This is a genomic window from Agromyces sp. CF514, assembly GCF_900113185.1.
Taxonomy (GTDB): Bacteria; Actinomycetota; Actinomycetes; order Actinomycetales; family Microbacteriaceae; genus Agromyces.
Genome location: NZ_FOZD01000001.1, coordinates 897,066 through 922,828 on the forward strand (window position 1 = coordinate 897,066; position 25,763 = coordinate 922,828).

Here is a 25,763-nt window from a genome sequence, read left to right on the forward strand (position 1 = left end):
GTCGTCGGTTAGGCTGGCACCTCCAAGCTTTTCAGAGGGTGTGAGGGTGCGCCGATGTCAGACCGTCGCGAAGACCGAGTGATCCAGACGGATCGTCCGGCTGTGTTGCAGCTCGGTGACGGCCTGCCGACCGTGCGCGAGATCCTCGCGCTCGACGCCGTGGCGAACGGCCTGCCCGAGGTGCTCGCGGCCGACGAGCTGCTCGACGCGCGCGTTCGCTGGGTGCACGTGTCCGACAGCGGCGGGGTCGCCCGCCTGCTCGACGGCGGCGAGCTGCTGCTGTCGACCGGCTCCGGCTGGCCGACCGAGCCGGCCGACCTCGACGCGTTCATCGCGGGCCTCGTCGCGGCGGGGCTCTCGGGCCTCGTGCTCGAGCTCGGCGTGCACTACCGCTACGTGCCCGCCGTGGTCGAGCAGTCGGCCCGCGACCACGGTCTCGCGCTCGTCGTGCTGCACCGCGAGGTGAAGTTCGTGGCGCTCACCGAGGCGGTGCACAACCGCATCATCTCGGAGCAGACGGCCGCCCTCAGGGCACGCGACGAGGTGCGCGAGCGGTTCACCGCGCTGAGCCTGCGCGGCTCGCCAGCCGACTTCATCGTGCACCAGCTCGCCCAGACGCTCGGCTCGGCGGTCGTGCTCGAGAACCTCGCCCACGAGGTCGTCGCCGCCGAGGTTCCGCCGTCGGCGGAAGAGGCGCTCTTCACCAACTGGGAGGCGCGTTCGCGGCGCGAACACCGCGGTTCGGCCTCGGGCTCGGGCGACTGGCTCATCGTGCCCGTCGAGGCGCGCGGCACGCGATGGGGGCACCTGGTCGCGCTGCCGGGGCCGGCGCATCCCGCTGGGCGCACGAGCGTGCTCGAGCAGGGCGCCATCGCGCTCGCGCTCGGGCGTCTCGCCGACGGCGCGGCCGACGAGTGGACCCGCATCGGGCGGCAGCGCCTCGTCGACGGCCTGCTCGCCGGGCGCTTCGCGGGTGTCGCCGGCGCGGCGGCGCGGGTCGAGGCCGCGGGCCTGCCGGTCGAGGGGGCGGTGCTCTACGGCCTCGTCGCGTCGGGCGCGACGATCGCTCCGGGGGTGGCGGATGCCGCGGCGCGGGCGCTCGCGGGTCGGGCGATCGACGGTGCCGCGAACGCCGCCGGTGCGCCCACCGGCGCCAGAATCGTGCTGCTGTCGCTGCCGAAGCCGATGACGGATGCCCAGACGCAGGCCCTCGGGCTGGCGCTCGTGGGCGGCGACTCGGCTGCCGCCGAGCGGCTCGTGCTCTCGGTCGGCTCGCCGGCCTCGGGGCTCGAGGGTGCGCTCGGCTCGGTGCAGGAGGCGACCGACCTCGCTCGCGGCGCTCGCCCTCGCGGGGCTCGCGGGCTCATCGTCCGCCGCGCCGACGATCGACCGCTCATCAGGCTCGTGACCTCGCTCCGCGACGATCCCCGGTTGCTGCAGCACAGCGAGCGCATGCTCGCCCCGCTCATCGAGTACGACCTCGCGCGCGACGGCGACCTGTTGAGCGTGCTCGGGGCGATGCTCGCGCACCCGGGCAACCGCACGGCGGCGGCCGGGGCGTCCCACCTGTCGCGGTCGGTGTTCTACCAGCGGCTCTCGCTCATCGGCGACCTGCTCGACCTCGACCTCGACGACGGCGAGGCCCAGACGGCCCTGCACCTGGCCCTGCTCGTGCGTCGCGGCGCCGCGCGCTGAGTCGGCGTCGGAGCGCCCGCCGGCGGCATCCGATCGTCTAATCACTTGCTATTGACAAGTGCACTTGCAAAGAGCAAGCTAGGCTCTGTCAACACGACCTGAATCGACGATCTCCCGGAGGCGATCATGACCGCGACCAGCATCTTCGTGAACTTTCCCACCACCGACCTCGACCGAGCGAAGGCGTTCTACGAGGCGCTCGGGTTCAGCATCAACCCGGCCTTCACCGACGACAACGCCGCGTGCGTCGTGCTCAGCGACACCATCTACTTCATGGTGCTGAAGCGCGAGTACCTCGCCACCTTCACCGACAAGCAGATCATCGACCCCAAGACGCACGCGCAGATGTCGATCGCGCTCAGCCGCGACTCGCGCGATGAGGTCGACGAGGTGCTCGCCAAGGGGCTGGCGGCCGGCGGCAGCGAGCCGCGCGAGGCGCAGGACTACGGCTTCATGTACTCGCGCGACCTCGACGACCCCGACGGCAACAACCTCTCGTTCCTCTACATGGACCCGGTGGCTGCCGAGCAGGGTCCCGAGGTCTACCTGGCCGAGCAGGGCGCAGCGCCGTCGGCTGCGACCGCCTAGTCTCGACCGCATGGCGACACGAGGCGCGCGCGGCTACGGCCAGTACGGCGGAGCCGCGCGCGCGCTCGAACAGGTCGGCGACCGATGGGCCCTGCTCATCGTGCGCGACCTGCTCGTCGGCGCCCGCAGGTACGGCGACCTCAAGGCCGGCCTGCCGCGCATCCCGACGAACATCCTCAGCGACCGGCTCCGCGAGCTCCAGGAGGCGGGCATCGTGCGACGGGTGCCGACCGTGCGCGGCGGCTACGAGCTGACCGCGCTCGGCCGCGGGCTCGAACCCGTCGTCGTGGCGCTCGAACGCTGGGGTTGGGCCGTGCTCGGCACCCCCGCCGAGGGCGAGAGCGTCAGCGCCGACTCGCTGATCATGGCGCTTCGCGCCGCATTCCGAGCGGATGCCGCAGCCGGACTCCCGCCGACCGAGTACGTGCTGCACGTCGCCGAGGTCTCGGTCTCGGCGATCGTGGTCGGGCGCACGCTCGACGTCGTCCCGGTCGGGGCCGGAGCGCTGCAGCAGCCGCGCCGCCGCTCGGCGCTCGAACCCGTGCCGTCCGGCGTGCTCGAACTCGAGGTCGAACCGGCCGCGCTTCCCGGGCTCCTCTCGGGTGCGCCGGCCGGCGTGCACGGGCTCGAGGTCGTCTCGGGGGCCGCAGCCCTGCTCGAGCGCTTCGGCGCCACGTTCCGCATCGAGCCGGTGACGCCGACGACCGATGCCCGGGCGGCGGCGGCCGCGTAGATCCTCCAGCCGGCGCCCGCGTCCGGCGGAGCGGCGCCAGGCCGCGGTCGCCGCGCGCGCTATCGAAGCGAGACCGGCGCCGACCGTACCGGTGCGAACTGACCTCTACGCTGGCAGATGCGGTTTCCCCGCCCCGAAGTCGATGGAGCATCCATGCCGCTGACCACCCCCTTCACCAAGATCGCCGCGCTCGGGTTCGCGGCGATCGTCGTCTTCGGCATGGCGGGGTGCGCGCCCGGGGCCGTCGCCGACGAACCGACGGCTCCTGCGACCTCGTCCCCGCTCGAGGCGACGCCCACGCCCACGCCGACCCCGACTCCGACGGTGGTCGCGCTCGACCCGGCCGACGTCACGACGTGGGTCATCACTACCGAGGGCATGGGCCCGATCCAGCAGGGTGCGGCGTACCCTGAGGTCGTCGCGGGCCTGCCTGCGTTCGAGGCCGCCGAGGACTGGTGTCCTTGGGTCGTCGGCCTGAGCTCCGACGGCGTGGCGCCGATGCTCCTGACGCACCCCGAGGGCGCCGTGGAGATCACGTCGGTATGGGTGAATGGGCGCGTCGCCGACGGCGGCACGGCACCCGCATCACCGGCGACCGAGGCCGGCATCCGCCTCGGATCGACGATGGACGAGCTCACCGCTGCGTATCCCGATCTCGAGGCCGTGAACCAGACCGGACCCGAGTCGTTCGGATACGCGGTCGGCGACGAGGCGTCGGGCTACCTCGACTTCCTGGTCGAGGACGACCAGGTCGTGCTCATCGGCGTACAGGGTGTCGCGGGCGTGCCCAAGGAGTTCTGCGGCTGAGCTCACGGGTGAGTCCCGCGGCGACCCGCCCGGTCCGCCCCGGCGCAGCCCGCGCAGGGCGGAAAGCTGAACGGCCCGGTCACCAAGGTGACCGGGCCGTTCGAACGTCGGCGACTACTTCGCGACGAACGAGAGCCGGCGGTTGGCGAACTCGCCGATGCCGATCGGGCCCATCTCGCGCCCGAAGCCCGAGCGCTTGACGCCGCCGAACGGCAACTCGGCGGCTTCGGCCGCGATCGTGTTGACGTGCGTCATGCCGACCTCGAGCCGTGAGGCGAGGCGCGAGGCGCGTGCCTCGTCGGTCGAGAACACCGAGCCGCCGAGCCCGAGGTCGCAGTCGTTCGCGAGCTCGAGCGCCTCCTCGTCGCTGTACACGCGGTAGACCGTGGCGACCGGGCCGAAGATCTCCTCGCGGTACGAGGCGGAATCGCGCGGCACGCCGGTCAGCACGGCGGGCGAGTAGTACGCGCCGGGGCCGTCCGAGAGCACGCCGCCGGCCTCGAGCGTCGCGCCCGCGGCGATCGCCTGCTGCACCTGTGCGTGCACCGTCTCGGCGGCGGCCCGGCTCGACATCGGCGCGAACTGCCCGTCGCCGAGGGCGAGCTGGTCGCCCGGCACGAGGCCGTCGGCGAGGCGACGCAGTTCGGCGACGAACTCGTCGTAGATCTCGTCCATGACGATGAGACGCTTGTTCGAGTTGCACACCTGGCCGACGTTGTAGACGCGGAAGTCCCACGCCGCCTTCGCGACGGCCGCGACGTCGTCGGAGTCGAGCACGACCATCGGGTCGATGCCGCCGAGCTCGAGCACGGCCTTCTTGAGGTGACGGCCGGCCTGCTCGCCGATGATGGCGCCGGCCCGCTCGGACCCGGTGAGCGAGACGCCCTGCACACGGGGGTCGGCGATCATGTTCGCGATCTGGTCGTGCGAGGCGAACACGTTCTGGTAGCCGCCGATGGGCACGCCCGCCTCCTCCATGATCTCCTGGATCGTGAGGGCGGAACGGGCGCAGATGTCGGCGTGCTTCAGGATGATCGTGTTGCCGAGCACGAGGTTCGGTGCCGCGAAGCGCGCCACCTGGTAGTACGGGAAGTTCCACGGCATCACGCCGAGCAGCGTGCCGACGGGCAGCTGCTCGATGATCGCCTTGCCCGGGATCGTCGACGGGATCTCGTGATCGGTGATCAGGCTCGGCCCGTGCACCGCGTAGTACTCGATGATCGACCGGGCGAACTCGACCTCGTCGAGCGACTCGGCGATCGACTTGCCCATCTCGACCGCGATGAGCCTCGCCAGCTCGTCGCGGCGCTCGTCGAACAGCTCGGCCACCCGCTTGACGATCGCGGCGCGCTCCTGCACGCTGCGCTCGCGCCATTCGCGGTAGGCCGCGTCGGCCGCGGCGACCGTCTGCTCGATCTGCTCGTCGGTCGCGGCCTCGAACGTCTCGACGATCTCGCCGGTCGCCGGGTTCTGCACTCGATACTTCGCCATCGTCATCCTCCTTCGTCGCGCCTCAGCGCGAGATGAACACCTTCCGGAGCGCCTCGCGCACCGTCCACACCGTCTGCATGCCGGCCTCGAGCCGCACGACCGAGCCCGGCCTGAGCTCGATCGGGGCGAGCGCCGGGGACTCGAACTCCACGGTCGCGTCGCCCGCGAGCACGACGAACACCTCGTCGACCTCGACGTCGCGCATCGCGCCGACCGACATCTCCCAGACGCCGATCTCACCGGCATCCGACTCGTCGAGGGCGAGGTACCCCGTGGTCGGGGCGCCGGCGACGACCTGGTCGGCCGCGACCGGCTCGTGCTCGAGCGCGAGGCCCGGGGCATCGGTCAACGCTCCGGCGACGAGCCGCAGCGCGTCGGCCTGCCCGCCCGCCTGCTCGCCGCTCACGAGTCGAACCCCAGGCCGAGCGCGTCGAGCGTCTTCAGCAGCACGTTGCGCTTGCCGCGGTTGTGGTCGGCCCGATCGAGCGACCAGCGGGTCGCGTTGATGCCGATCGCGGCGGCGGGCTCGGGCGGGAAGGGCAGCGGGCGCTTGCGCACCATCTCGAGCCGCGTGCGCTCGTTGTCGCGGCGCTCGAGCAGGTCGAGCATGGTCTCGGCGGCGAACCGGGTCGAGCCGACGCCGAGCCCCGTGAAGCCCGCGGCGTAGGCGACGCGGTGGTCGCGCGCGGTGCCGAAGAACGCCGTGAACTGCGTGCTCGTGTCGATCGCGCCGGCCCACTGGTGGCTGAACTGCAGGCCCTCGAGCTGCGGGAACGTCGTGAAGAAGTGGCTCGCGAGCTTCTGCCACGTCTCGGGTCGCTTCTCGTACTCGCTGCGCACCTTGCGGCCGTAGTGGTAGATCGCGTCGTACCCGCCGAACAGGATGCGGTTGTCCTTCGAGAGGCGGTAGTAGTGGAACTGGTTCGCCATGTCGCCGATGCCCTGGCGGTCGTTCCAGCCGATGTCGGCCAACTGCTGCGGCGAGAGCGGCTCGGTCATGAGCACGTAGTCGTAGACCGGCACGGTCATGAGCCGGTTGCGCTTGAGCAGCGACGGGAACACGTTGGTCGCGAGCACCGCGTGCGTGGCGTCGACCCGGCCGCCGTCGGTGACGATGCTCACGGCACCCGTCGACCCCGGCGTCTCGATGCCCTTCACGGGCGAGTGCTCGAAGATCTCGACGCCGAGCTCCTCGGCGACGCGCGCGAGCTCCGAGACGAGGCGGGCGGGGTGCACCATCGCGTTCGTGCGCTTCTCCCAGACTCCGGCGAGGAACGTGGGGGAGGCGACGGATGCCTGCACGGCTGCCTCGTCGAGGAAGACGACGTCGTCGCCCTCGCCCTTCTCGACGGCGCCGGCGTGCCACTCGCGCAGCCATTCGACCTGGTGCTCCTCGATGGCGGGTGCGAGCTGCCCGGTGCGCTCGAAATGGAAGTCCATGCCGTACTCGGCCTCGGACGCCTCGATGGCGTCGAGGTTCTCCATGCCGAGGCGGTGCAGCGTCGGCATCTCGTCGGGCCAGCGGGACTCGCCGTTCTCGTCGCCGTGCGTGAGGCTCGCCTCGCAGAAGCCGCCGTTGCGGCCCGATGCCGCCCATCCGATGGTCTTCGCCTCGACGAGCACGACGCGCGCGTTCGGGTTGCGACGCTTGGCGAGCACCGCGGACCAGAGGCCCGTGTAGCCGCCGCCCACGATCACGAGGTCGGCGACGCGGGTGCCCGCGAGCTTCGCCCGCCCGCCGGTGGCCCCTTCGGGCAGGTCTTCGAGCCAGAACACGGCCTGACGGGTTGCGGCGAGCGAGTGCTCGACGACGCTTGCGGGTGGTTGACGTCGTTCGAAGACGGTGGTTCCCACGGGGTATCACTCCGATGCGGTTGTGGTCGTTCCATCCTTCCGCGCAGCGCACGGAGCGCGCCAGTGGCGGATGTCTCGACATCCGCCCGCGATCGGACAGGCTGTGCCGCCCGCCGCTACGTGAGCCGCTGCAGCGCCTGCTCGATCACGATCAGTGTGCGGAAGCTCCGCACCATCTCGCGCGTCGATGCGAAGTTCAGCACGATCTCGGCATCGTGCACGGGGTCGTGGAACAGGTGCGTGGCGAGCACCCCGATGTGGCCGACGGGGCGGGGCAGCCCGCGCAGCAGGGGTGAGAAGCCCTCGAACCGCACCTGCATCATGCCTGCGCCGTATCGGATGCCGGGGCGGAACCGGTTGGGCATCGTGCTCAGGTAGGCGAGGCTCGCGTCGCCGATCAGCTCGCCCCGGTGCAGCGCGCGCGAGAAGGCGCGCAGGTCGCCGGGCGTCGCGACGATGCCGCCGCCCGCCCAGTCGCAGCTCATGCTGGTGAAGCGACTGGCCTCGATCCGGCCGAGGCGGAACGGCGCGAGATCCATCGCAGCGGCATCGGGTGCCGACGGGGGGCGGAACAGCAGGGCGCTGTCGCGCAGGCCGAGCGGCGCGAACACGCGCTCGTGCAGCAGGTCGTGGAACGCCCTCCCGGTCGCCTGCTCGAGCACGCGCCCGAGCAGCACGTACCCGGTGTCGGAGTAGGCGAACCGCGCGCCCGGGCGGCCGACCGGTCGCTGGCGCTCGCGGCTGAAGGCGAGCAGCTCGGCGGGCGTCCAGAGGCGGTCGGGGTCGTCGAGCACGAGTCGGCGCATCCGAGATCCGCGCGTGACCGGACCGTCGAAGTAATCGGCGACGCCCGACGTGTGCGTGAGCAGGTGGTGCACGGTCGCGCCGCCCGCGGCATCCGCGGTGCCGTCTCGTTCGAACAGCCTGGCGAGTTCGTCGTGGGGGAGCAGCGCACTGAGTGAGGTGTCGACGGCGAAGGCGCCCGCCTCGACGAGCTGCATGACGAGCGTGGCCGTGAACGTCTTGCCGATGCTCGCGACGTGGAACCGTCGCTCCTGGTCGCCGAAGCGGTAGTCGAGGCCGAGGCGCTCGGATGTCACGGCGACCTGCGGAGCGCCCAGCGCGCCGCGGCGGCGGGTGACCCGGGCGAGGTGGGCGTCGAGCCGCGCGGCGAACGCGTCGGTGTCGAGACGACGGCCGGCGTCGGGCAGAGAGCCGGCGTCGGTTCGTGGCCCGGCGTCGATGCGCGCATCGGCGTCGAGCGGGCGTGGGGTGGGTCGGCGTGCGGCGGCCATCTGCGAGAATCCCCTCCGACAGGTCGCGGTTCGTGATGTCACGAATCGGTATATACCGGAACGTAGCATTAATCGGATGCCGCGGCATCCGTCGTCGACGAATCGAGGCAACCGCATGGGCAACGTGATCCTCGGGCTGCTGCTGATCGGCCCGCAGACGCTGTACTCGCTGAACAAGCAGTTCGAGCAGGGCATCTCGCTCTTCTACCGCGCGAGCTACGGCAGCCTGCAGAGCGCGCTCAAGTCACTGCTCGCGAAGGGCCACGTGACCTTCGTCGAGGGCATCGACGGCGGGCGCAACAAGAAGACCTACTCGATCACGGATGCCGGCAGCGCGGCATTCGACGCCTGGATGCACGCGCCCGTGGTCGGCGGCGACCTCGAGGTCGCCGCCCTCTCGAAGCTCTACCTGCTCGGACTCGTCGACGACGCCGACGCCCGGCTGGCCGTGCTCGACGACCTCGTGGCCGCGGTCGAGGGCGAGGTCGCCGCGCTCGAGGGGTTCGCCGTGCAGATCGACGCGCTCGACGTGCCGCCGCAGTACGCGCAGCTGTTCCGGTATCGGCGGGCGACGCTCGACTACGGGCTCATGTCGCACCGTGCGAGCCTCGACTGGTTCCGGGCGCTCGCCGCGGAGGAACGCGCGCGCTGACGGCGACAGGCGGTCAGGCCCCGGGCGCGTGCGCCTCGAGGAACTGGAACACCTCGGTCTGGTCGACCCCGGGGAACGTGCCCGTCGGCAGTGCCGCGAGCAGCGAGGTCGGGGTGCGCGCGGCCGGCCACGAGGCATCCGCCCACCGTTCGGCGAGGCCCGCGGGAGCCTGGCAGCACGCCGGGTCGGGGCAGCGTGAAACCGCACGGTGCGGTGTCTCGCGACCGCGGAACCACTTCACGTGCTCGAACGGCACGCCGACCGACACCGAGTACTCGCCCTCCTTCGCCTTCTCGATGCGCGAGGTGCACCAGAACGTGCCCGACGGCGTGTCGGTGTACTGGTACCAGGGGCTGAAGCGGTCCTCGACGTCGAACACCGTGCGGGCGGTCCAGTTGCGGCACATCGTGGTGCCCTCGATCGCCCCGAGCGCGTCGCTCGGGAACCGCACCCGGTCGTTCTCGTAGGCCTTGATGATGGTGCCCGACTCGTGCACCTTCGTGAAGTGCACCGGGATGTCGAGGCGCGCCGTCGCGACGTTCGTGAACCGGTGCGCGGCGGTCTCGTACGACACGGCGAACGCGTCGCGCAGGTCTTCCATCGAGATGCGGCGCAGGTTCTTCGCCTCGGTGAGGAACCGCACCGCGGCCTGCTCGGGCAGCAGGATCGCGGCCGTGAGGTAGTTCGTCTCGATGCGCTGGCGCAGGAACTCGGCGTAGTCGCGCGGCTCGTGGTGGCCGAGCAGGTGCGAGGCGAGCGCCTGGAGGATCGGCGAGCGCGAGTCGCGCGAGGGCGACTGCGCGGTCGGCAGGTAGATGCGCCCGTTGCGCTTGTCGGTCACCGAGCGGGTCGAGTGCGGCAGGTCGCCGACGTAGTGCAGCGAGTACCCCAGGTGGCTGGCCATGTCGGCGACGAGCTGGTGCGACACCGGGCCGCCCGTGTGGCCGACCGCCTCGAGCAGTTCGCCCGCCTTGGCCTCGAGCTCGGGGTAGAAGTTGTCTCGGGCGCGCATCTCGGCACGCAGCAGGCCGTTCGCGCGTCGCGCCTCTTCAGGGGTCGCGGCGCGCTCGCGGTGCAGGCGGTCGATCTCCTGATGCAGCGCGAGGATCGTCGTGAGCGTCTGGTCGCTCATGCCCTTCGCGACGCGGAACGTCGGCAGCCCGAGCGCCGCGAAGACCGGACCGCGCTGGGCCCGCTCGACCGCGATCTCGAGGGCTGCGCGCTCCGAGGGCGCGTCGGTCTTCAGGAGTTCGTCGGCCGTCGTGCCGAGGGCGAGCGCGATCGTGCGCAGCATCGACAGGCGCGGTTCGCGCTTGCCGTTCTCGATGGCGCTGACCTGCGACGGGGCCCGATCGATGGCCGCCGCCAGCTCGCCGAGGGTCATTCCGCGTGCCGTGCGGTGCTCGCGGATGCGTCGCCCGAGCGTGAGCGCGTCGACCTCGGTGCCCGGCTCGGCGTCGCCCTCGACGACGGCGCGACCGGCGATGGCGGCCGTGCGCGGGTCGCGAGCGGCGAGTCGGGGGCTTCGATCGGCGGTGATCATCTTCCGATGGTCACACGGGCGGGCGGATGTCGCAAACGGAACTCCATGCGAAGTTCCGCGTCCGCGCGGCAGAACGGCGACATTGCGCGTGGAATGGCTCGAGTCGTGCGTGAAATTCTCACGAAGTTCGCAGTGCACGAGCCCGCGGCATCCGCTCAGGACACGGTCCCTCCGGTACTGGCGACGGCGGGGTCCGCGCCGATATGCTCACGAACAGGTGCCATCGATGGCTCCATCGTGCGGCTGGGGGGCTCATGGAATACGTGGTCGTCATACTGCAGGCCATCGTCGTCATCGGTGCGATCGTCATGGGCGTCCGCACCGGCGGCCTCGGCCTCGGTCTCTGGGGAGTGGTCGGCACCGCGATCCTCGTGTTCGGCTTCCACCTGCCGCCCGGCTCGATCCCGATCGACGCGTTCTTCATCATCATCGCGGTCATCACGGCCTCGTCGGCGATGCAGGCGGCGGGCGGCATCGACTACCTCGTCTCGATCGCGTCGAAGATCATCCAGGCGAACCCGAAGCGGCTCACCTACGTTGCGCCCATCGTGGCGTTCGTGTTCACGGTGCTCGCGGGCACCTCGAACATCTACTTCGCGCTCATCCCGATCATCTACGAGACCGCCTACCGCAACGGGCAGCGCCCCGAGCGGGCGCTCGCCTCCTCGACCGTGACCTCGGCGCTCGGCATCACCGCGAGCCCCGTCTCGGCGGCGATGGCCGCCTACCTCGTGCTGATGGACGGCACCGGCTACGGGCTCCCGCAGATCCTGGCGATCACGATCCCGGCTTCGCTGGTCGCGTGCGTCGCCACCTCGGTGGTGCAGCAGCGCATCGGCAAGGAGCTCGTCCACGACCCGAAGTTCCTGGCCAAGGTCAAGGAGGGCGCCGTCCAGTTGCCCCCGGTGCTCCAGGCCGAGTTCGCCGGAGCCACCGGGTCGACGGCGACCGCGGCGGCCGGCGGCGGCGAGGCCGTCACCGGTGCGGGCGACGCGCAGACCCCCACGGTGACCGCGACGGCCCCGAAGCCGTCGAAGGCCGACCGCATCGAGCACCCCGTGCCGAAGGGCGGCGCGACGGCCGCCTGGATCTTCCTCTCCGGCACGTTCCTCATCGTGCTGTTCGGCCTGTTCTCGGGCCTGCGGCCGTCGTTCCCCGACGAGAACGGCGACCTCGTGCCGATCGGCATGTCGACCGTCATCGAGATGGTCATGTTCAGTGCCGCCCTCGTGATCATCCTCGTGCGCAAGGTGAAGCCGTCGGTGGTGGTGGAGCAGCCGCTGCTGAAGGCCGGATTCGTCGCCGCCGTCGCCCTGTTCGGCATCGCCTGGATGGCGGACACGTTCATCAGCGCGAACGAGGAGACGATCATCGCCCCGCTCGGCGCGTTCATCGAGCAGCAGCCGATCATGCTCGCCGTCGCCCTCTTCCTCGTCGCCGGCCTCACCACGAGCCAGTCGGCCACGACCAACACGCTCATCCCCATCGCGCTCGCCGCGGGCCTCGCACCCGGCGTCATCACCGCGATGTGGCCGTCGCTCGTCGGCGTCTGGCTGTTCCCCGCGAACGGTTCGCAGATCGCCGCGGTCGAGACCGACCTCACCGGGTCGACGAAGCTGACGCAGGTGCCGATCTGGCACTCGTTCACGATCCCGATGCTCGTGTCGTGGGTCGCGGTGGTCGCCGCGGGCCTGCTGATGCAGCTCGTCATCCCGGTCTGAGGACGGCCGAGTCGGCCCCGACGGGGGCCCTGCCGGCCGTTCCTGCGGCCGCACGAGACATCCGCTCACCCAGTCAAGGAGGAACCATGTCCGAGTCCGACGACCTGAACGCAGCCGCTGCCGCGCTGATGCCCGACGTGCTCGAGCGGCATGCGGCGCTCGTGCGGATCCCGTCGGTGGCGTTCCCGGGCTTCGACCCCGCGCCGGTGCACGCCATGGGCCAGGCCGTCGTCGACCTGTTCGCGGATGCCGGCGCCGAGGGCGTGCGCCTGCTCGACGTGCCCGACGGCTACCCGTGCGTCTACGCGGACCTGCCCGGCCCCGAGGGGTCGCCCACCGTGCTGCTCTACGCCCACTACGACGTGCAGCCGGCGCCCGAGTCGCAGAACTGGTCGAGCGATCCGTGGGAGCCCGTGACCAAGGAGGACGGTCGCATCTACGGTCGTGGATCGGCCGACGACAAGTCGGGGCTCGCGATCCACTACGGCACGCTGAAGCTGCTCGGGCCCGACCGGCCGTGTCGCGTGAAGATCCTCGTCGAGGGCGAGGAGGAGACGATCTCGCACCTCGAGCCCTTCGTCGAGGCCAACCCCGACCTGTTCGCGGCCGACGCGTTCGTCATCGGCGACATCGGCGGTCAGGCCTCCGGGCGTCCGGGTCTCACGACCGCGCTCCGAGGGGATGTCGCGTGCACGGTGACCGTGCGCACGCTCGAGTTCCCGGTGCACTCGGGCGAGTTCGGCGGTGCGGCGCCCGACGCGATGACGGCGATGATCCGCATCCTCGACTCGCTGCACGACGAGCACGGCGACACCGTGATCCCCGGCGTGCCGAGCGGCGCCTGGGAGGGGGCCGACATGGATGAGGACGTGTATCGCGGCGGGTCGGCGATCCTGCCCGGCGTCGAGTTCCTCGGCACCGGGTCGCTCTCGGACCGCATCTGGGCGAAGCCGTCGGTGACCGTGCTCGGCATGGACCTGCCGAGCACCGCCGAGGCCTCGAACGTGCTGCTGCCCGAGGTGAAGGCCAAGCTGTCGATGCGCATCATCCCCGGCGTCGACGCCGAGGAGCAGTTGAACGCGCTCATGGACTACCTGCGGTCGAAGCGTCCGTGGAACTGCGAGGTGACCGTCGAGAAGGTCAAGACCGGCTACCCGTTCCACGTCGACGAGTCGCACCCCGCGATCGTCGCCGGCGAGGACGCCCTCACCGAGGCGTACGGCGTCGAGGTCGAGCGGATCGGCAGTGGGGCCTCGATCCCGCTCGTGGCCTCGCTGAAGAAGGTCTCGCCCGATGCCGCGATCCTGCTCTGGGGTGCGGAGGACACGGCGAAGTCCCGCATCCACGCCTCCGACGAGTCGGTCGACCCCGGTGAGATCGAGCGGATGATCGCGGCGCAGGTCGGCTTCATCCGCAAGTTCGTCGCGGCCGAGTAGCCGCGCGAGCGGATGCCGCGGGCGGGCGCCTGCCCGCGGCATCCGCTCTCCCGCGTGGTCGACGCTTAGGCTCACGCGGACGCGAATGGTCGCTGCGCGCTTCGAATGGCGACCACTCGCGTCCGCGCTCGGACGGTGCGCGGCCACGAGTGCTGGGGACAACCGCACGCGTCCCCACAGATCGTCGGATTCGACCGCGTGCGCAGGGATCGGTGCCGGATGGTTGGGCGATGCGCCCTCCCCGACCGCTCCCCGAGCAGCTCCGCTCGGCGCCCTTCGTCGTCGCCCTCGCCCTCGATGCAGGCGTTTCGCGTCGACGGCTCCGACACGATGCCCTCGCCCGCCCGTTCCACGGGGTGCGGTCGGCGACCGCCGTCGATACGGTTGAGTCGCGTGCGGTCGCCTACGCTGCGGCGATGGCGGGCGACCACGTCTTCTCGCACGCCACCGCGGCGCTCCTGCACGGCATGCCGCTTCCGCTCGCGGTCGAACGCGAGGTCCGCGTCCACGTGACGGCGCTCGCGCAGGGCCGCGCACCGCGGGGTCGAGGCGTGATCGGGCACTCCACGCGCGCCGAACCGGTCGTCACCGCGGTACGGGGCCTGGCGGTGCTCGGGCCGGCCGACACGTGGTGCTCGCTCGCGGGAATGCTCTCGCTCGACGATCTCGTCGCCGCGGGCGACCGCCTGGTCGGCCTGCCGGTCCCGCTCTCGAGCTTCGAGCTGATCGACGAGGCGATCGTTCGGCACGGACGCCGCCCAGGTCGCGCGAGGCTGCGGCTCGCCCGTGCGCAACTGCGGGCGAACTCGTACTCCCGACGCGAGAGCCTAGCGCGGTTGAGTCTTGTCCGAGCGGGTCTGCCCGAGCCCGAACTGGTCGCCATCCTGCACCTGCGGTCGGGCCGAAGCACGAAGGGAGATCTCGTCTTCAGACGGCACAGGGTGCTGGTCGAGTACGACGGCGATCAGCATCGCACCGACGACCGGCAGTGGGCTACGGACGTCTCGCGTCTGAACGACCTCGTCGCGGACGGTTGGATCGTCATCCGCATGACGAAGCGGATGTCGCGCGCCGAGCTCGTGGCTCGGGTCATCCGTGCCCTCGAGGACCGGGGCTGGCGTCCCTGAGCCGCGCCGTGCACGGACGCGAACGGCCGCCACCTCGTCGGGATGGCGACCATTCGGGTCCGCGCTGCGCTGGCCCGATCGCCGCGCGGACGCGGGTGGTCGTGATTCTGTCGAGATGGCGGCCATCTTCGTCCGCGCTGGCTGCGGCCGGGGATGAGCATGCGTGCGAGTGCGGCCCGACAAGGGAACGCGCACGCGGTCAGGCGATGGCGCCGGCGGGCGCGGCGGTGTCGCCGAGCTGCGCCAGGTAGTGCACGTTGGTCATGATGCCGAGCACGTTGCCGAACGGATCGACGACCGAGGCGGTGATGAAGCCGGGGCCGTGCTCGGTGATCGGGAGCAGCGGCGTCGCGCCGAGCTCGACGAGCCGTGCGAGCGAGCCCTCGAGGTCGTCGACGTGCCAGTGCATGAGCGGTCCGGCGCTGCGCCCGTCGACCGTGGTGGGGGCGAGCGTGTCGGGCGCGAACCGGCGGTCGATGAAGCCGAGTTCCTGCTGGTGGTCGCCGATGCGGAACTCGACGTAGGCGGTGCGGCCGTCGGGGCCCTCGCGGTGGAAGTACGGCTCGATGCCGAGCACCTCGGTGTACCAGGCGGCCGCGGCGGCGGGGTCTTCGACGTACTGGTTGACGGTGGCGATGCCTCGAAGCATGGGAGTCTCCCTCGGTGTCGAGCGACCCGGTGCCGCCCTGATGCATTCCATGTTGCTCCAGATAAGTGCTCACCTTCTGACTACTTTTCTGACGACAATGGAACCATGCGCGCAGATCGCCTCGTGGCCACCCTCCTCCTCATGCAGGCCCGCGGCCGGGTGACGGCGGCCGAGCTCGCGGAGGAGCTCGAGATCTCGGTCGCCACGGCTCGTCGCGACCTCGAGGCGCTCTCGGCCGCGGGCATCCCGGTCTACCCGCAGGCGGGCCGCGGAGGCGGGTGGCAGCTCCTCGGCGAGGGGCGCACCGACCTCAGCGGCTTCACCGCGTCCGAGGCACGGGCGCTGTTCCTGACCCTCGGCCCGCGGGCGGGCGAGAGCGAGGCCGCGCGCTCGGCACTCCGCAAGGTCATGCGCGCCCTGCCGGAGACGTTCCGCGCCGATGCGGAGGCGGCGGCCGACTCGGTCGTCGTCGAGGCAGGGGGCTGGGGCGCCTCGGCGGTGCGGCCTGCAGCGGTCGGCGTGCTGCAGGCCGCCGTGGTCGAGCGGCGCCTCGTGCGGTTCGACTACGCAGCGTGGGGCAAGCCCGCGCGCTCGCGCACGGTGCGTCCGCTCGGGCTCGTCGACAAGGGCGGCACCTGGTACCTCATCGCCGATCCGGTGACGGATGCCGCGGGCGGCGGTTCGGACGCGGGCGGGACGGATGCCGCGGGCGGCGGTTCGGGCGCGGCCAGGACGGATGTCGCGAGCGGCCGTGGCACCGCAGCGCGGCCGCCGGCGGCATCCCGAACTGCGGCATCCGGAACCGAGGCATCCGAAACCGCACTGCGCAGTTACCGCGTGGACCGCATGGCGGGCGCCGAAGCGCTCGAGGAGGTGTTCGAGCCGCCCGCCGGGTTCGACCTCGACGAGGCATGGGCGACGCTCAGCGCCGAGGTCGGCCGCGCCCGCACGCGCGCGAACGCGTTGGTGCGCGTCGCTCCGGCAGTGCTCGACGAGTTCCGCGGCTGGGTGGGCGGCACCGAGCGCGTCGACGAGGCCGAGCCGGCCGCCGACGGCCGGGTGCTCGTGCGTGTCACGGCGCCGAGCGACGAGGCGCTCGCCCGGCGACTGGTCGCCTGGAGCGACGGCGCCGAGGTCGTCGAGCCCGAAGGGGTCCGCGACCGGCTCGCGGCGATCGGCGCCCGACTGGTCGAGGCCTACGGGGCGGTCGAGGCGCCCAGCAGTTCGTCGACGCCCACGACCTCGGCGTAGCTGTCGCCGAGTGCCGCCATGAACGCGGCGTGCACCTGTGCGGCCGGCACGACCTGGCCGCCGAACTCCAGGTCGGGCGCGGCGCAGGCGTCGTGCGCCACGGTCACCGAGTAGCCGCGGTCGGCTGCGGCGCGCACGGTCGCGTCGACGCACATGCTCGACATCATGCCGACGATCACGACGCCGTCGACGTCGGCGCCGGCCTCGCGGAGCCGCTCGTCGAGGTCGGTGTCGAGGAACGAGTTCGGATTGGCCTTGACGACGACGGGCTCGCCGTCGAGGGGCGCCACGAGCGGGTGGATTTCGACGCCTGCCGTGCCGGGCGCGAAGAACGCGGCATCCGGCGCATCCCACACGTGCTGCACGTGCACGACCGGCTGACCGGCCTCGCGATGCGACGCGAGGAGACGTGCGGCCGCGGTCGCAGCCGCTTCGGGGCCGACGAGCGGGTATGCGCCGCCCGGGAAGTAGTCGTTCTGGATGTCGATGATCACGAGTGTGCGGGTCACGCGAGTCACGCTAGTCCACCCATCGGGAGCGCGGGCCGCAAACCCCTGTTCGATTCGTCCGGGCCGCCCCTAGGCTTGCGACACCACGACCGAGCGGAGCCGCCGTGACCGAGTCCGACACCGAGCAGCGCCTCAGCCGCTGGCAGCGCACGACCGTCTCCGACGGCACGCTCGCGTTCGAGTGCCTCGAGCGCGGCGATGGTCCGGGCGTGATCCTGCTCCCCGAGATCCCCGGCATCATGCCGAGCACGATCGCCCTCGGCGATCGCCTCGTCGCCGAAGGATTCACGGTCGTCATGCCGTCGCTGTTCGGCGTGCCGGGCCGGCGGCCGGGTGCGGCAGGTCAGGTCGCGACGGTCGCGAGGCTTTGCGTGACAGCCGAGTTCCGCGCGTTCTCGCGCGACCTTCGAGGACCGGTCACCGATTTCCTCCGACTCGTCGCGGTCGAGCTCGCCGCCCGCACTCCCGGGCGAGGCGTCGGCATCGTGGGCATGTGCTTCACGGGCGGCTTCGCGATCGCGACGGCGGTGACGACCGATCGCATCGCCGCGACGGTCGTGAGCCAGCCCGCTGCGCCGTTCCCGGTCACGCCGTCGCGGGCACGGAGCGTCGGGGTGCCGGGGGCGGATCTCGAACGCTACGCCGCCGCGCACGCAGACGGCCCGGCCTGCGTCGTGGGGCTCAGGTTCACGCGAGACCTGAAGTCGAGCAGGGGCCGGCTCGTCGCACTGCAGCGTCACCTCGGTGATACGGCCGTGGTCGTCCCCATCCCGTCGGGCCGCGACGCTCGTGACGGCACACCCGCGGGCGCGCACTCGGTACTGACCGGCGACGTGCGCGAGGAGCCGCCGAACCAGGCGTTCGCGGAACGGGAGAAGATCTTCGAGTTCCTCCGCGAGCGGCTCGCGCCCGTCGATGTGCCAGCCCCGCCCGAGGGCTGACGGGCGGCGATCAGGCCGAGGCCGCCCGATCGCGCGAGGCGAGCACCTCGGGAACGTGCCGCTCGGCCCACTCGCGCATCGCCTGGATCGGCTCGAGGAGCGAGACGCCGAGCGGCGTGAGCGAGTACTCGACCCGGGGCGGCGAGTCCTGGAACGCGCGACGGCTGATCAGCCCGTCGTCTTCGAGGGCGCGCAGCGTCTCGGTGAGCACCTTCGGCGTCACCCGCCCGACCTGCGCCTTCAGCTCCGTGAAGCGCAGCGTGCCGGCGCGCGCGAGCGCCAGGATCACGAGCATGGTCCAGCGCTCGCCGATGCGCCCGAACACGACGCGGCTCGGGCAGTCGGGGGCGAGCACGTCGTGGCCCGCGACCTCCGTGGTGCCCGGTTCGTCCACGACGGATGTGACGTCGACGCGCATGATGTGACCCCAGGTTTCGTCGAGGGAAGTTCCGTTGAAGATACCGGACGTCGATCCGTAGCGTGATCGACATGACCATTCTCCTCACCGGCGCGACCGGGTACATCGGATCCGCCGTCCTCGACGCCCTCCTCGACGACGGGCACGACGTGCTCGCCGTCGTCCGCAGCGACCGCGCGGCCGAACAGGTCGCCGCCCGCGGCGCCACCGCGCTCGTCGGCGACGTGACGGATGTCGCGTGGTTCGCACGCGTGCTGGCCGACGTCGACGGCGCGATCCACGCCGCGGCTCCCGACGCCGACGCCGAGGCGTTCAACGCCGCCGTGGTCGACGCGGCGGTGCAGGCGTTCTCGGGCACGGCCAAGCGCTTCGTGCTCACGAGCGGCGTCTGGGAGTACGGCGGCGGTGCGATCGTCGACGACGGCCCGCTCGCGCCACCCGCGCTCGTCGCCTGGCGCGTGCCGATCGAGGAGCGCCTGCTCACCTCGGGGGTCGACGCGGTGATCGTCGCTCCGGGCATCGTCTACGGCCAGGGCAAGGGACTGCTGAACCTCGTGACCGACGCACCGACGACCGCCGACGGCGAGCTCACGCTCGTCGGCGACGGCGAGCAGCGCTGGTCGTTCGTGCACGTCGACGACCTCGCGCAGCTCTACCTGGTGGCGCTCACGAGCCCAGCCGCAGCCGGCCGCGTGATCGGCTCCGACGGCGCGCCGGTGAAGGTGCGGGCGCTCGCCGAGGCGGCGGCCGCGGCATCCGGAGCCCCAGGCGTCGTCACCGAAGCCGTCGCGGCGACGCGCGAGCGCCTCGGAGCGGCCTTCGCCGACGCGCTGCTGCTCGACCAGGCGGCCGACGGCGCGAAGGCCCGCGCACTCGGCTGGGTGCCGCAGCGCGCGAGCGTGCTCGACGAGGTCGTGCCGGCCGGCGTCTGACGGGTCGCGGGGTGCGGGGCGCGTGCGTCAGGCGTCGGATGCCGCGTACACGCGCTCGCCCTCGACGAAGGTCTGCAGCACGCGTGTCGCGCCGATCTGCGTAGCGGGTCCGTCGAACGGATCGCGGTCGAGCACGACGAGGTCGGCGTACTTGCCGACCTCGATCGTGCCGGTGACGTCGTCGAGGTGGTTCACGTAGGCCGAGCCCGCCGTGTACGCGGTGAGCGAGGTCGCGAGGTCGATCGCCTGGTCGGGGAGGAACACGTCGTACTCGCCCTCCTCGTATCCGGGTGCCGCGACGCGGTTCACCGCCACGTGGATCGCCGCGAGCGGGTTCGGCGTCGAGACCGACCAGTCGCTGCCCGCGGCGAGCACGGCGCCAGAGCGCTGCAGGTCGCCGAACGGGTACTGCCACGCGTCGCGCGGCGAGCCGAGGAACGGCAGGGTCAGTTCGACCATCTGCGGCTCGAGCGCAGCCCAGAGCGACTGCATGTTCGCCACGACGTCGAGCTCGCGGAACCGGCGGATGTCGTCGGGGTGCACGACCTGGATGTGGGCGATGTGGTGGCGGCGGTCGCCGCGGCCGTTGGCGGCGATCGCGTGCTCGACGGCGTCGAGGCACTCGCGCACGGCCCGGTCGCCGATCGCGTGGAAGTGCAGCTGGAACCCGAGCTCGTCGAGCTTCGCCGCCGCGGGCGCGAGCACGGCCGGGTCGACGAACGAGATGCCCGAGTTGTCGGTGAAGTGGCCGTGGCCGTCGCAGTACGGCTCGAGCATCGCGGCCGTGAAGTTCTCGGCGACGCCGTCCTGCATGATCTTGATGCTCGTCGCGGCGAAGCGGCCGCCGCGGTACGCCTCGCGCTTGGCGACGAGCTCGTCGATCTGCTCGAGGCCGCGCAGGCGGTCCCACCAGATCGCCCCGACCACGCGCCCGGTCAGCTTGCCCGCGGCTGCGGCCGCGACGTACGCGGGGCCGGGGTCGCCCGCGTCGCCGTAGCTGCCGACGATCGCGTCCTGCCACGCCGTGATGCCGTAGGAGTGCAGGTACTCCTGCCCGAGCAGCAGCGCCTGCATGAGCTCGTCGTCGGTCGTTCGCGGCAGCAGCCGGTTCACGAGTCCCATCGCGCCCTCGTGCAGGGTTCCGGACGGCGCGCCGGCGGCGTCGCGCTCGATGCGCCCGTCGCTCGGGTCGGGTGTGTTCGCGTCGATGCCGGCGAGTCGCAGTGCCGCGGAGTTCACCCAAGCCCCGTGCCCGTCGCGGTTCGGCAGGAACGCCGGGCGGTCGGGCACCACGGTGTCGAGGTCGGCGGCCGTGGGGGTTCCGCCGGGGAACGCCGACATCGACCAGCCGCCGCCGAGCACCCACTCCGCCTCGGGGTTGGCGTCGGCGTACGCGCGGATCTCGTCGAGGTACGCCTCGCGCGTCTCGAGCTCCGCGAGGTTGCAGCGCATGAGGTCGAGCCCGCCCCACACCGGGTGCACATGGGCGTCCTGGAACCCGGGCACGAGCATGCGGCCCGCCAGGTCGACGTGCTCGGTCTCGGGGCCGATGAGCTCGCGCACCTCGTCGTGGCCGACGGCGACGATGCGTCCGGCGGTGACGGCCACGGCCGATGCACGCGTGCGCTGGGTCGTCGCGGTGAAGACGGGTCCGCCCGAGAAGACGAGGTCGGCGTAGGTCATGAGGCTCCTTGGTGCGCGGATGACGGATGCCGCGGGGGCGAGCCCGCGGCATCCGATGGTCGTGAACTGAACGGGGTGGCGGTGACGTGCCGGGGTCGAGGACCGCGCGGCTCAGCCGCCGCCCATGGTGCGGGCGATGTCGGCCGCGGAGTCGCCTGCGCGGCGCAGCACGTACGCCACGAGGCCGAGCGCGATGAGCGTCAGCACGAGCATGATCGTCGAGACGGCCGCGATCTCGGGCCGCAGGCCGCTGCGCAGCGCGCTCAGCACGTACACCGGCCACGGCGTCGAGCCCGAGACCGAGACGAACGCCGCGATGACGGTGTTGTCGAGGCTCAGCGTGAACGAGAGCAGGAACCCGGCGAGCACCGCGGGCATCGCGAGCGGCAGCGTGACCTTGCGGAACGTGCGCGTGGGCGTCGCGTAGAGGTCGGCCGACGCCTCCTCGAGGTTCGCCTCCTGGCCGACGAGGCGAGCGCGCACCAGGTACGACACGACCGCGACCGAGAACAGCGAGTGGCCGATCACGAGGCGCACGATGCCGTCGTTGAACAGCGACATGCCGAGGTCCTGGCCGAGGAACACCATCCAGGGCAGCAGCGCGACCGCGTCGACGATCTCGGGCGTCACCGACACGAGCAGCAGCAGGCCGAGGAACCACCAGACCCACTTGCCCGGATGCCGCGCCATCGCGATGCCCGCGAGGGTGCCCAGCACCGTCGCGACGAGGGCGGCGATGAAGCCCGTCTGCACCGAGATCCAGACGGCGTCGCGGATCGCGGGCTTCGCGAGCAGCGCGAGGAACGAGTCGAATCCGAAGTGGTCCCACGAGACGAGCAGGCGCCCCACGTTGAACGACGAGACGATGATCACGAGGATCGGCGCGAACAGGAAGAGCATCACGAGGACGCCCCACACGTTGAACGCGACGTCCGACCACGACTTGCGGGGTCGCTGGGTCAGCCGGTCGCTCATGCGACGACCTCCTCTTCACGAATCGGGGCGGATGTCGCGGGCCCGGCAGGTGCCGCGGGCGCCGTCGGTGCGGAGGCCGCGGCACCGATCACCAGGCGGTTGCGTGCCCGGAACGGCCAGGAGACGAGCCAGACGATGCCCGCCCCGATGCCCGCCGTGAGCAGGATCACGAAGATGAGCACGACCGCCATCGCCGAGCCCAGGGCCCAGTTCTGCGCGGTCTGGAACTGGCTGGCGACCAGCTGGCCGACCATGTTGCCCTTCGCCCCGCCGAGCACGGTCGCCGTGATGTAGTCGCCCATCAGCGGGATGTACACGAGCAGCACGCCCGCGATGATGCCGGGCTGCGCGAGCGGCAGCGTGACGCGGAAGAACGTGGTCCACTTGCCGGCGCCGAGGTCCTTCGACGCTTCGCGGAGCGGGCCGTTGACCCGGTCGAACGCCACGAACAACGGCAGGATCATGAGCGGCAGGTAGTTGTAGACGACGCCGATCAGCACCGCGCCGCGCGTGTTCAGGATCGCGAGGGGTTCGAACCCGATCGCCTGGAGCATCGACGACAGCCAGCCCTCGGGCGAGAGGATCACCTGCCAGCCGATGGTGCGCACGAGGAAGTTGGTCCAGAACGGCACCATCACGAGCGCGACGAGCAGGCCGCGCTTCGACGGCGGCGCCTTGACCGCCATCCAGTACGCGACCGGCAGGCCGATGAGGAAGCAGAGCACCGTGCCGGCCACGCCCACCCAGAGCGTGTTCTGGAACGTCGCGAAGAAGGTCGGGTCGAGCACCTCGGCGTACCGGTCGAACGAGAGCCTGTCGGTCGCCTGGGTCGCGAAGATGCTCGGCTTGTAGCCGAAGCTGAACCACACGACCATCGCCACCGGGGCGATGAAGAAGATCAGCAGCCAGGCCCATGCGGGCGCGGCGAGCAGGAATCCTGGGGATCGTCTACGCACCGGCGGCCGCCTTCATCTTGTTCCAGATCTGCACGATGCGCTCCTGCGCCTCGGTGAGCTCGCCCTCGTGCATGGTCGCGAGCTGCTCGGGCGTGAAGAACACGAGGTCGAGCATCGGCAGGCCGGCATCGGCCGCCGCCTGCTCGGCGTCCTTCGCGCCCGTGTGGTACCCGATGTAGTCGAGCTCGTCGAGCGCGTTCTCGGGAGTGAGCACGTAGTTGATGAAGGCGTGGGCGGCCTCGGGGTGCGGTGCGCCGGCGGGGATCGCCCAGTTGTCCATCCAGAGTTCGGTCGTCGGCGAGCCGAGCACGAACTTCCAGCGGTCGGGGTCGGGGCTCTCGAGGATCCCGAGCCGCGCGTCGCCGTTGTACGACTGCATGAGCATCTGCGTCGCCTGCGGGATCGCGCCGCCGCCCGGGTACGGATCGAACGCCGAGATGTGCGGCGCGAGCTCCTCGACGAGGAACTTCTCGGCCGCGTCGAGCTCGGCCTCGTCGGTCGTGTTCCACGGGACCCCGTTGGCCCAGAAGTAGAGGCCCGTGAGCTCGGCGGGGTCGTCGAGCACCGACGTCTTGCCGCTCGCCTCGTTCTGCGCCGCGTCGATGAAGTCGTTCCAGTCCTTGAGCTCGCGCTTGATCAGGGTCACGTCGTAGACGAATCCGGTCGTGCCCCATGCCTTGCAGATCGAGTACTCGTTGTCGGGGTCCCATGCCCGCCCGAGGAACGCCGGGTCGACGTGCTCGATGTTCGGGATCAGGTCGCGGTTCAGCTTCGACAGCAGCCCGTGCTCGGCCATCTGCGCGATGAACGTGCCAGTGGGAACCACGATGTCGTAGCCGCTCGTGCCGCGGGCGCCGACGAGCTTGGCCACCATCTCCTCGTTGGAGTTGAAGGCGCTCAGCGACACCTTCGGACCGAGGTCGGCGGTGAACGAGTCGAGCACGTCGGGTGCGTCGTAGTCGCCCCAGGTGTAGATCGAGAGGCGGTCCTCGAGTGCGCCGCCCGACGCCTGGGTCGTCGTGGCGGCGCTCCTCGGCGCGCAGCCGGCGAGGGTGGCGGTCACGCCCGCCGCGCCGGCCGTCGCCGCGGCGAAGCTCAGGAACCGGCGCCGCGTGAGCTCGCGGCGGATCGTCTTGGCCGCGCCCGTGGGCGCGAGGATGCGGATGTCGGGTTCGGATGCCATCGAGTGCTCCTGATCGGGTTCAGGCCGTGGGCGGCGCGACGTAGCCGCCGGCGGTCGCCGCATCGTCGGCCGGGAACAGCATCACGCTCTCGGCGCGCCACGAGCACACGACGGCGTCGCCGACCGCGACCTGCGGGGCCTCGGGGGTCGGTCGCCGCGCGATGACGCTCTGGTCGTCGGCCAGCTGCACGAGGTACTGCATCGTCTCGCCCTGGTGCGAGACGCCGATGAGCGTGCCCCGCGCGGTGTTCACGGCGTCGGATGCCGCGTCGCCGGCGTCTGCTGCGAGGCTGACGAACTCGGGGCGCACCGCCGCGAGGCCAGCCGTGCCCTCCTGGAGTCCGGCGGAGGCGCCGCGCACGAGCGCGTGCGCCGAGTCGACGGCCGCGCCGCCCTCGACGGCCGTGCCGCGGAAGAAGTTCTGCTGGCCGACGAACGCGGCGACGTAGGCCGAGGCCGGGCGGGCGTACACGGTGTCGGCGTCGGCGAGCTGCTCGATGCGTCCGTTGCGCATGATCGCGATGCGGTCGCTCATCGAGAGCGCCTCGCCCTGATCGTGGGTGACGAACACGAACGTGATGCCGAGACGCGACTGCAGGAGCTTCAGCTCGAGCTGCATCTCCTCGCGAAGCTGCCGGTCGAGGGCGCCGAGCGGCTCGTCGAGCAGCAGCACCGACGGGCGGTTCACGAGGGCGCGTGCGAGCGCGACGCGCTGCTGCTGGCCGCCCGAGAGCTGGGTGGGCTTGCGGTCGGCGAAGCCGCGCATCTGGGCGAGGTCGAGGGCGTCGACGACGCGCTCGCGGATCTCGGACTTCGGCGTGCGCTTCTGCTGCAGGCCGTAGGCGACGTTCTCGGCGACCGACAGGTGCGGGAACAGCGCGTAGGCCTGGAACACCGTGTTCACGTCGCGCCGATACGGCGGCACGCCGAGCACGGAACGCCCGGACACGCGGATGTCGCCGGCATCCGGATGCTCGAAGCCCGCGATCATGCGCAGCGTCGTGGTCTTGCCGCAACCCGAGGGGCCGAGCAGCGAGATGAACTCGCCCGCCTGGATCGTGAGCGACAGGCCGTCGACGGCGGTCGCGTCGCCGTAGCGCTTCGTGACCGTGTCGATGACGACGGTTCCGGGAGCTTCGCCGCGGGATGCGCCGGTGCCCGGAGCCGTTCCTGCGCCGGCCTCGATCGTGGTTGTCGTGGTCACTTGATGACGCCTCCTGTTCACCCGCGCGCCATCGCGCCGGAGGCCCATTCAATCCCTGCGGCGGGGTCCGTGCAACGCGAACCCGCGTTGACGAGACACTCCATCGTGAGCGGATGCCGC

Annotated in this window: 24 protein-coding genes; 11 read left to right on the top strand and 13 right to left on the bottom strand. The window is 71.5% G+C overall.

From position 1 onward, the window contains the following. The first annotated feature begins 102 nt into the window (after positions 1-102). From BM342_RS03955 to BM342_RS03970, 4 genes are all read left to right on the top strand, one after another. Positions 103-1,695 (top strand): PucR family transcriptional regulator, encoded by a 1,593-nt coding sequence (locus BM342_RS03955; protein WP_369823103.1) that lies wholly within the window; start codon positions 103-105, stop codon positions 1,693-1,695. A gap of 126 nt (positions 1,696-1,821) precedes the next feature. Then, positions 1,822-2,283: a VOC family protein gene (locus BM342_RS03960; RefSeq protein ID WP_092964182.1), complete on the top strand. Its 462-nt coding sequence runs from the start codon at positions 1,822-1,824 to the stop codon at positions 2,281-2,283. 10 nt (positions 2,284-2,293) lie between these two features. After that, entirely contained in the window at positions 2,294-3,016 is a 723-nt protein-coding gene (locus BM342_RS03965) for a winged helix-turn-helix transcriptional regulator (protein ID WP_092964183.1), read from the top strand. 153 nt (positions 3,017-3,169) lie between these two features. Further along, positions 3,170-3,823, top strand: a complete 654-nt coding sequence (locus tag BM342_RS03970) for a hypothetical protein (RefSeq protein WP_092964184.1) — start codon at positions 3,170-3,172, stop codon at positions 3,821-3,823. A 114-nt stretch (positions 3,824-3,937) separates the two neighbouring features. On the opposite strand, the gene BM342_RS03975 is transcribed toward BM342_RS03970, so the two are convergent. From BM342_RS03975 to BM342_RS03990, 4 genes are all read right to left on the bottom strand, one after another. Further along, on the bottom strand, positions 3,938-5,314 hold the full coding sequence (locus BM342_RS03975) for an NAD-dependent succinate-semialdehyde dehydrogenase (protein ID WP_092966486.1): 1,377 nt from the start codon (positions 5,312-5,314) through the stop codon (positions 3,938-3,940). A 22-nt stretch (positions 5,315-5,336) separates the two neighbouring features. Then, positions 5,337-5,720, bottom strand: a complete 384-nt coding sequence (locus BM342_RS03980) for a cupin domain-containing protein (protein ID WP_255368493.1) — start codon at positions 5,718-5,720, stop codon at positions 5,337-5,339. Continuing rightward, the gene (locus BM342_RS03985) at positions 5,717-7,168 is read right to left on the bottom strand and encodes an NAD(P)/FAD-dependent oxidoreductase (RefSeq protein ID WP_092964185.1); all 1,452 of its coding nucleotides are present in this window, start codon (positions 7,166-7,168) and stop codon (positions 5,717-5,719) included. Before BM342_RS03985 ends, BM342_RS03980 begins: the two co-directional genes overlap by 4 nt. Positions 7,169-7,284: 116 nt before the next feature. After that, a complete protein-coding gene (locus BM342_RS03990; protein WP_143109752.1) occupies positions 7,285-8,463 on the bottom strand; it encodes a serine hydrolase domain-containing protein in 1,179 nt (392 codons plus the stop codon). 76 nt (positions 8,464-8,539) lie between these two features. Here BM342_RS03990 and BM342_RS19400 point away from each other — a divergent pair, with 76 nt between their 5' ends. Continuing rightward, positions 8,540-9,115: a PadR family transcriptional regulator gene (locus BM342_RS19400; protein WP_177232050.1), complete on the top strand. Its 576-nt coding sequence runs from the start codon at positions 8,540-8,542 to the stop codon at positions 9,113-9,115. A 13-nt stretch (positions 9,116-9,128) separates the two neighbouring features. Here BM342_RS19400 and BM342_RS04005 read toward each other — a convergent pair whose 3' ends face one another. After that, the gene (locus BM342_RS04005; protein WP_092964188.1) at positions 9,129-10,658 is read right to left on the bottom strand and encodes a helix-turn-helix transcriptional regulator; all 1,530 of its coding nucleotides are present in this window, start codon (positions 10,656-10,658) and stop codon (positions 9,129-9,131) included. A gap of 254 nt (positions 10,659-10,912) precedes the next feature. Between BM342_RS04005 and BM342_RS04010 the strand changes: the two genes are divergently transcribed. The 3 genes from BM342_RS04010 (at position 10,913) to BM342_RS04020 (ending at position 14,942) form a co-directional block, all read left to right on the top strand. Continuing rightward, positions 10,913-12,379 (top strand): anaerobic C4-dicarboxylate transporter family protein, encoded by a 1,467-nt coding sequence (locus BM342_RS04010; RefSeq protein WP_092964189.1) that lies wholly within the window; start codon positions 10,913-10,915, stop codon positions 12,377-12,379. An 86-nt stretch (positions 12,380-12,465) separates the two neighbouring features. Beyond that, the gene (locus tag BM342_RS04015; RefSeq protein ID WP_092964190.1) at positions 12,466-13,815 is read left to right on the top strand and encodes a M20/M25/M40 family metallo-hydrolase; all 1,350 of its coding nucleotides are present in this window, start codon (positions 12,466-12,468) and stop codon (positions 13,813-13,815) included. Positions 13,816-14,045: 230 nt separating this feature from the next. Then, complete coding sequence (locus BM342_RS04020) at positions 14,046-14,942, top strand: hypothetical protein (protein WP_092964191.1); 897 nt, start codon at positions 14,046-14,048, stop codon at positions 14,940-14,942. 199 nt (positions 14,943-15,141) lie between these two features. On the opposite strand, the gene BM342_RS04025 is transcribed toward BM342_RS04020, so the two are convergent. Continuing rightward, positions 15,142-15,591, bottom strand: a complete 450-nt coding sequence (locus BM342_RS04025; protein ID WP_092964192.1) for a VOC family protein — start codon at positions 15,589-15,591, stop codon at positions 15,142-15,144. A 105-nt stretch (positions 15,592-15,696) separates the two neighbouring features. Between BM342_RS04025 and BM342_RS04030 the strand changes: the two genes are divergently transcribed. Beyond that, a complete protein-coding gene (locus tag BM342_RS04030; protein WP_092964193.1) occupies positions 15,697-16,842 on the top strand; it encodes a helix-turn-helix transcriptional regulator in 1,146 nt (381 codons plus the stop codon). Here the strand turns inward: BM342_RS04030 and BM342_RS04035 are convergent. Next, on the bottom strand, positions 16,788-17,351 hold the full coding sequence (locus tag BM342_RS04035) for a cysteine hydrolase family protein (protein WP_092964194.1): 564 nt from the start codon (positions 17,349-17,351) through the stop codon (positions 16,788-16,790). The genes BM342_RS04030 and BM342_RS04035 overlap by 55 nt on opposite strands. A gap of 104 nt (positions 17,352-17,455) precedes the next feature. On the opposite strand from BM342_RS04035, the gene BM342_RS04040 reads away from it, so the two are divergent. Beyond that, complete coding sequence (locus BM342_RS04040; RefSeq protein ID WP_092964195.1) at positions 17,456-18,292, top strand: dienelactone hydrolase family protein; 837 nt, start codon at positions 17,456-17,458, stop codon at positions 18,290-18,292. Between the two features lie 10 nt (positions 18,293-18,302). Here the strand turns inward: BM342_RS04040 and BM342_RS04045 are convergent, their stop codons facing one another. Beyond that, entirely contained in the window at positions 18,303-18,710 is a 408-nt protein-coding gene (locus BM342_RS04045) for a winged helix-turn-helix transcriptional regulator (RefSeq protein WP_092964196.1), read from the bottom strand. 71 nt (positions 18,711-18,781) lie between these two features. On the opposite strand from BM342_RS04045, the gene BM342_RS04050 reads away from it, so the two are divergent. Next, entirely contained in the window at positions 18,782-19,642 is an 861-nt protein-coding gene (locus BM342_RS04050; RefSeq protein ID WP_092966490.1) for an NAD-dependent epimerase/dehydratase family protein, read from the top strand. 27 nt (positions 19,643-19,669) lie between these two features. On the opposite strand, the gene BM342_RS04055 is transcribed toward BM342_RS04050, so the two are convergent. From BM342_RS04055 to BM342_RS04075, 5 genes are all read right to left on the bottom strand, one after another. Beyond that, positions 19,670-21,325: an amidohydrolase gene (locus BM342_RS04055; protein ID WP_092964197.1), complete on the bottom strand. Its 1,656-nt coding sequence runs from the start codon at positions 21,323-21,325 to the stop codon at positions 19,670-19,672. 111 nt (positions 21,326-21,436) lie between these two features. Then, complete coding sequence (locus BM342_RS04060) at positions 21,437-22,300, bottom strand: ABC transporter permease (RefSeq protein WP_092964198.1); 864 nt, start codon at positions 22,298-22,300, stop codon at positions 21,437-21,439. Continuing rightward, positions 22,297-23,256: an ABC transporter permease gene (locus tag BM342_RS04065; RefSeq protein WP_255368495.1), complete on the bottom strand. Its 960-nt coding sequence runs from the start codon at positions 23,254-23,256 to the stop codon at positions 22,297-22,299. Before BM342_RS04065 ends, BM342_RS04060 begins: the two co-directional genes overlap by 4 nt. Then, positions 23,249-24,439 (bottom strand): polyamine ABC transporter substrate-binding protein, encoded by a 1,191-nt coding sequence (locus BM342_RS04070; protein ID WP_092964199.1) that lies wholly within the window; start codon positions 24,437-24,439, stop codon positions 23,249-23,251. The genes BM342_RS04065 and BM342_RS04070 overlap by 8 nt, the downstream gene beginning before the upstream one ends. Before the next feature lie 19 nt (positions 24,440-24,458). Beyond that, the gene (locus BM342_RS04075; RefSeq protein ID WP_255368497.1) at positions 24,459-25,643 is read right to left on the bottom strand and encodes an ABC transporter ATP-binding protein; all 1,185 of its coding nucleotides are present in this window, start codon (positions 25,641-25,643) and stop codon (positions 24,459-24,461) included. Positions 25,644-25,763 lie beyond the last annotated feature (120 nt).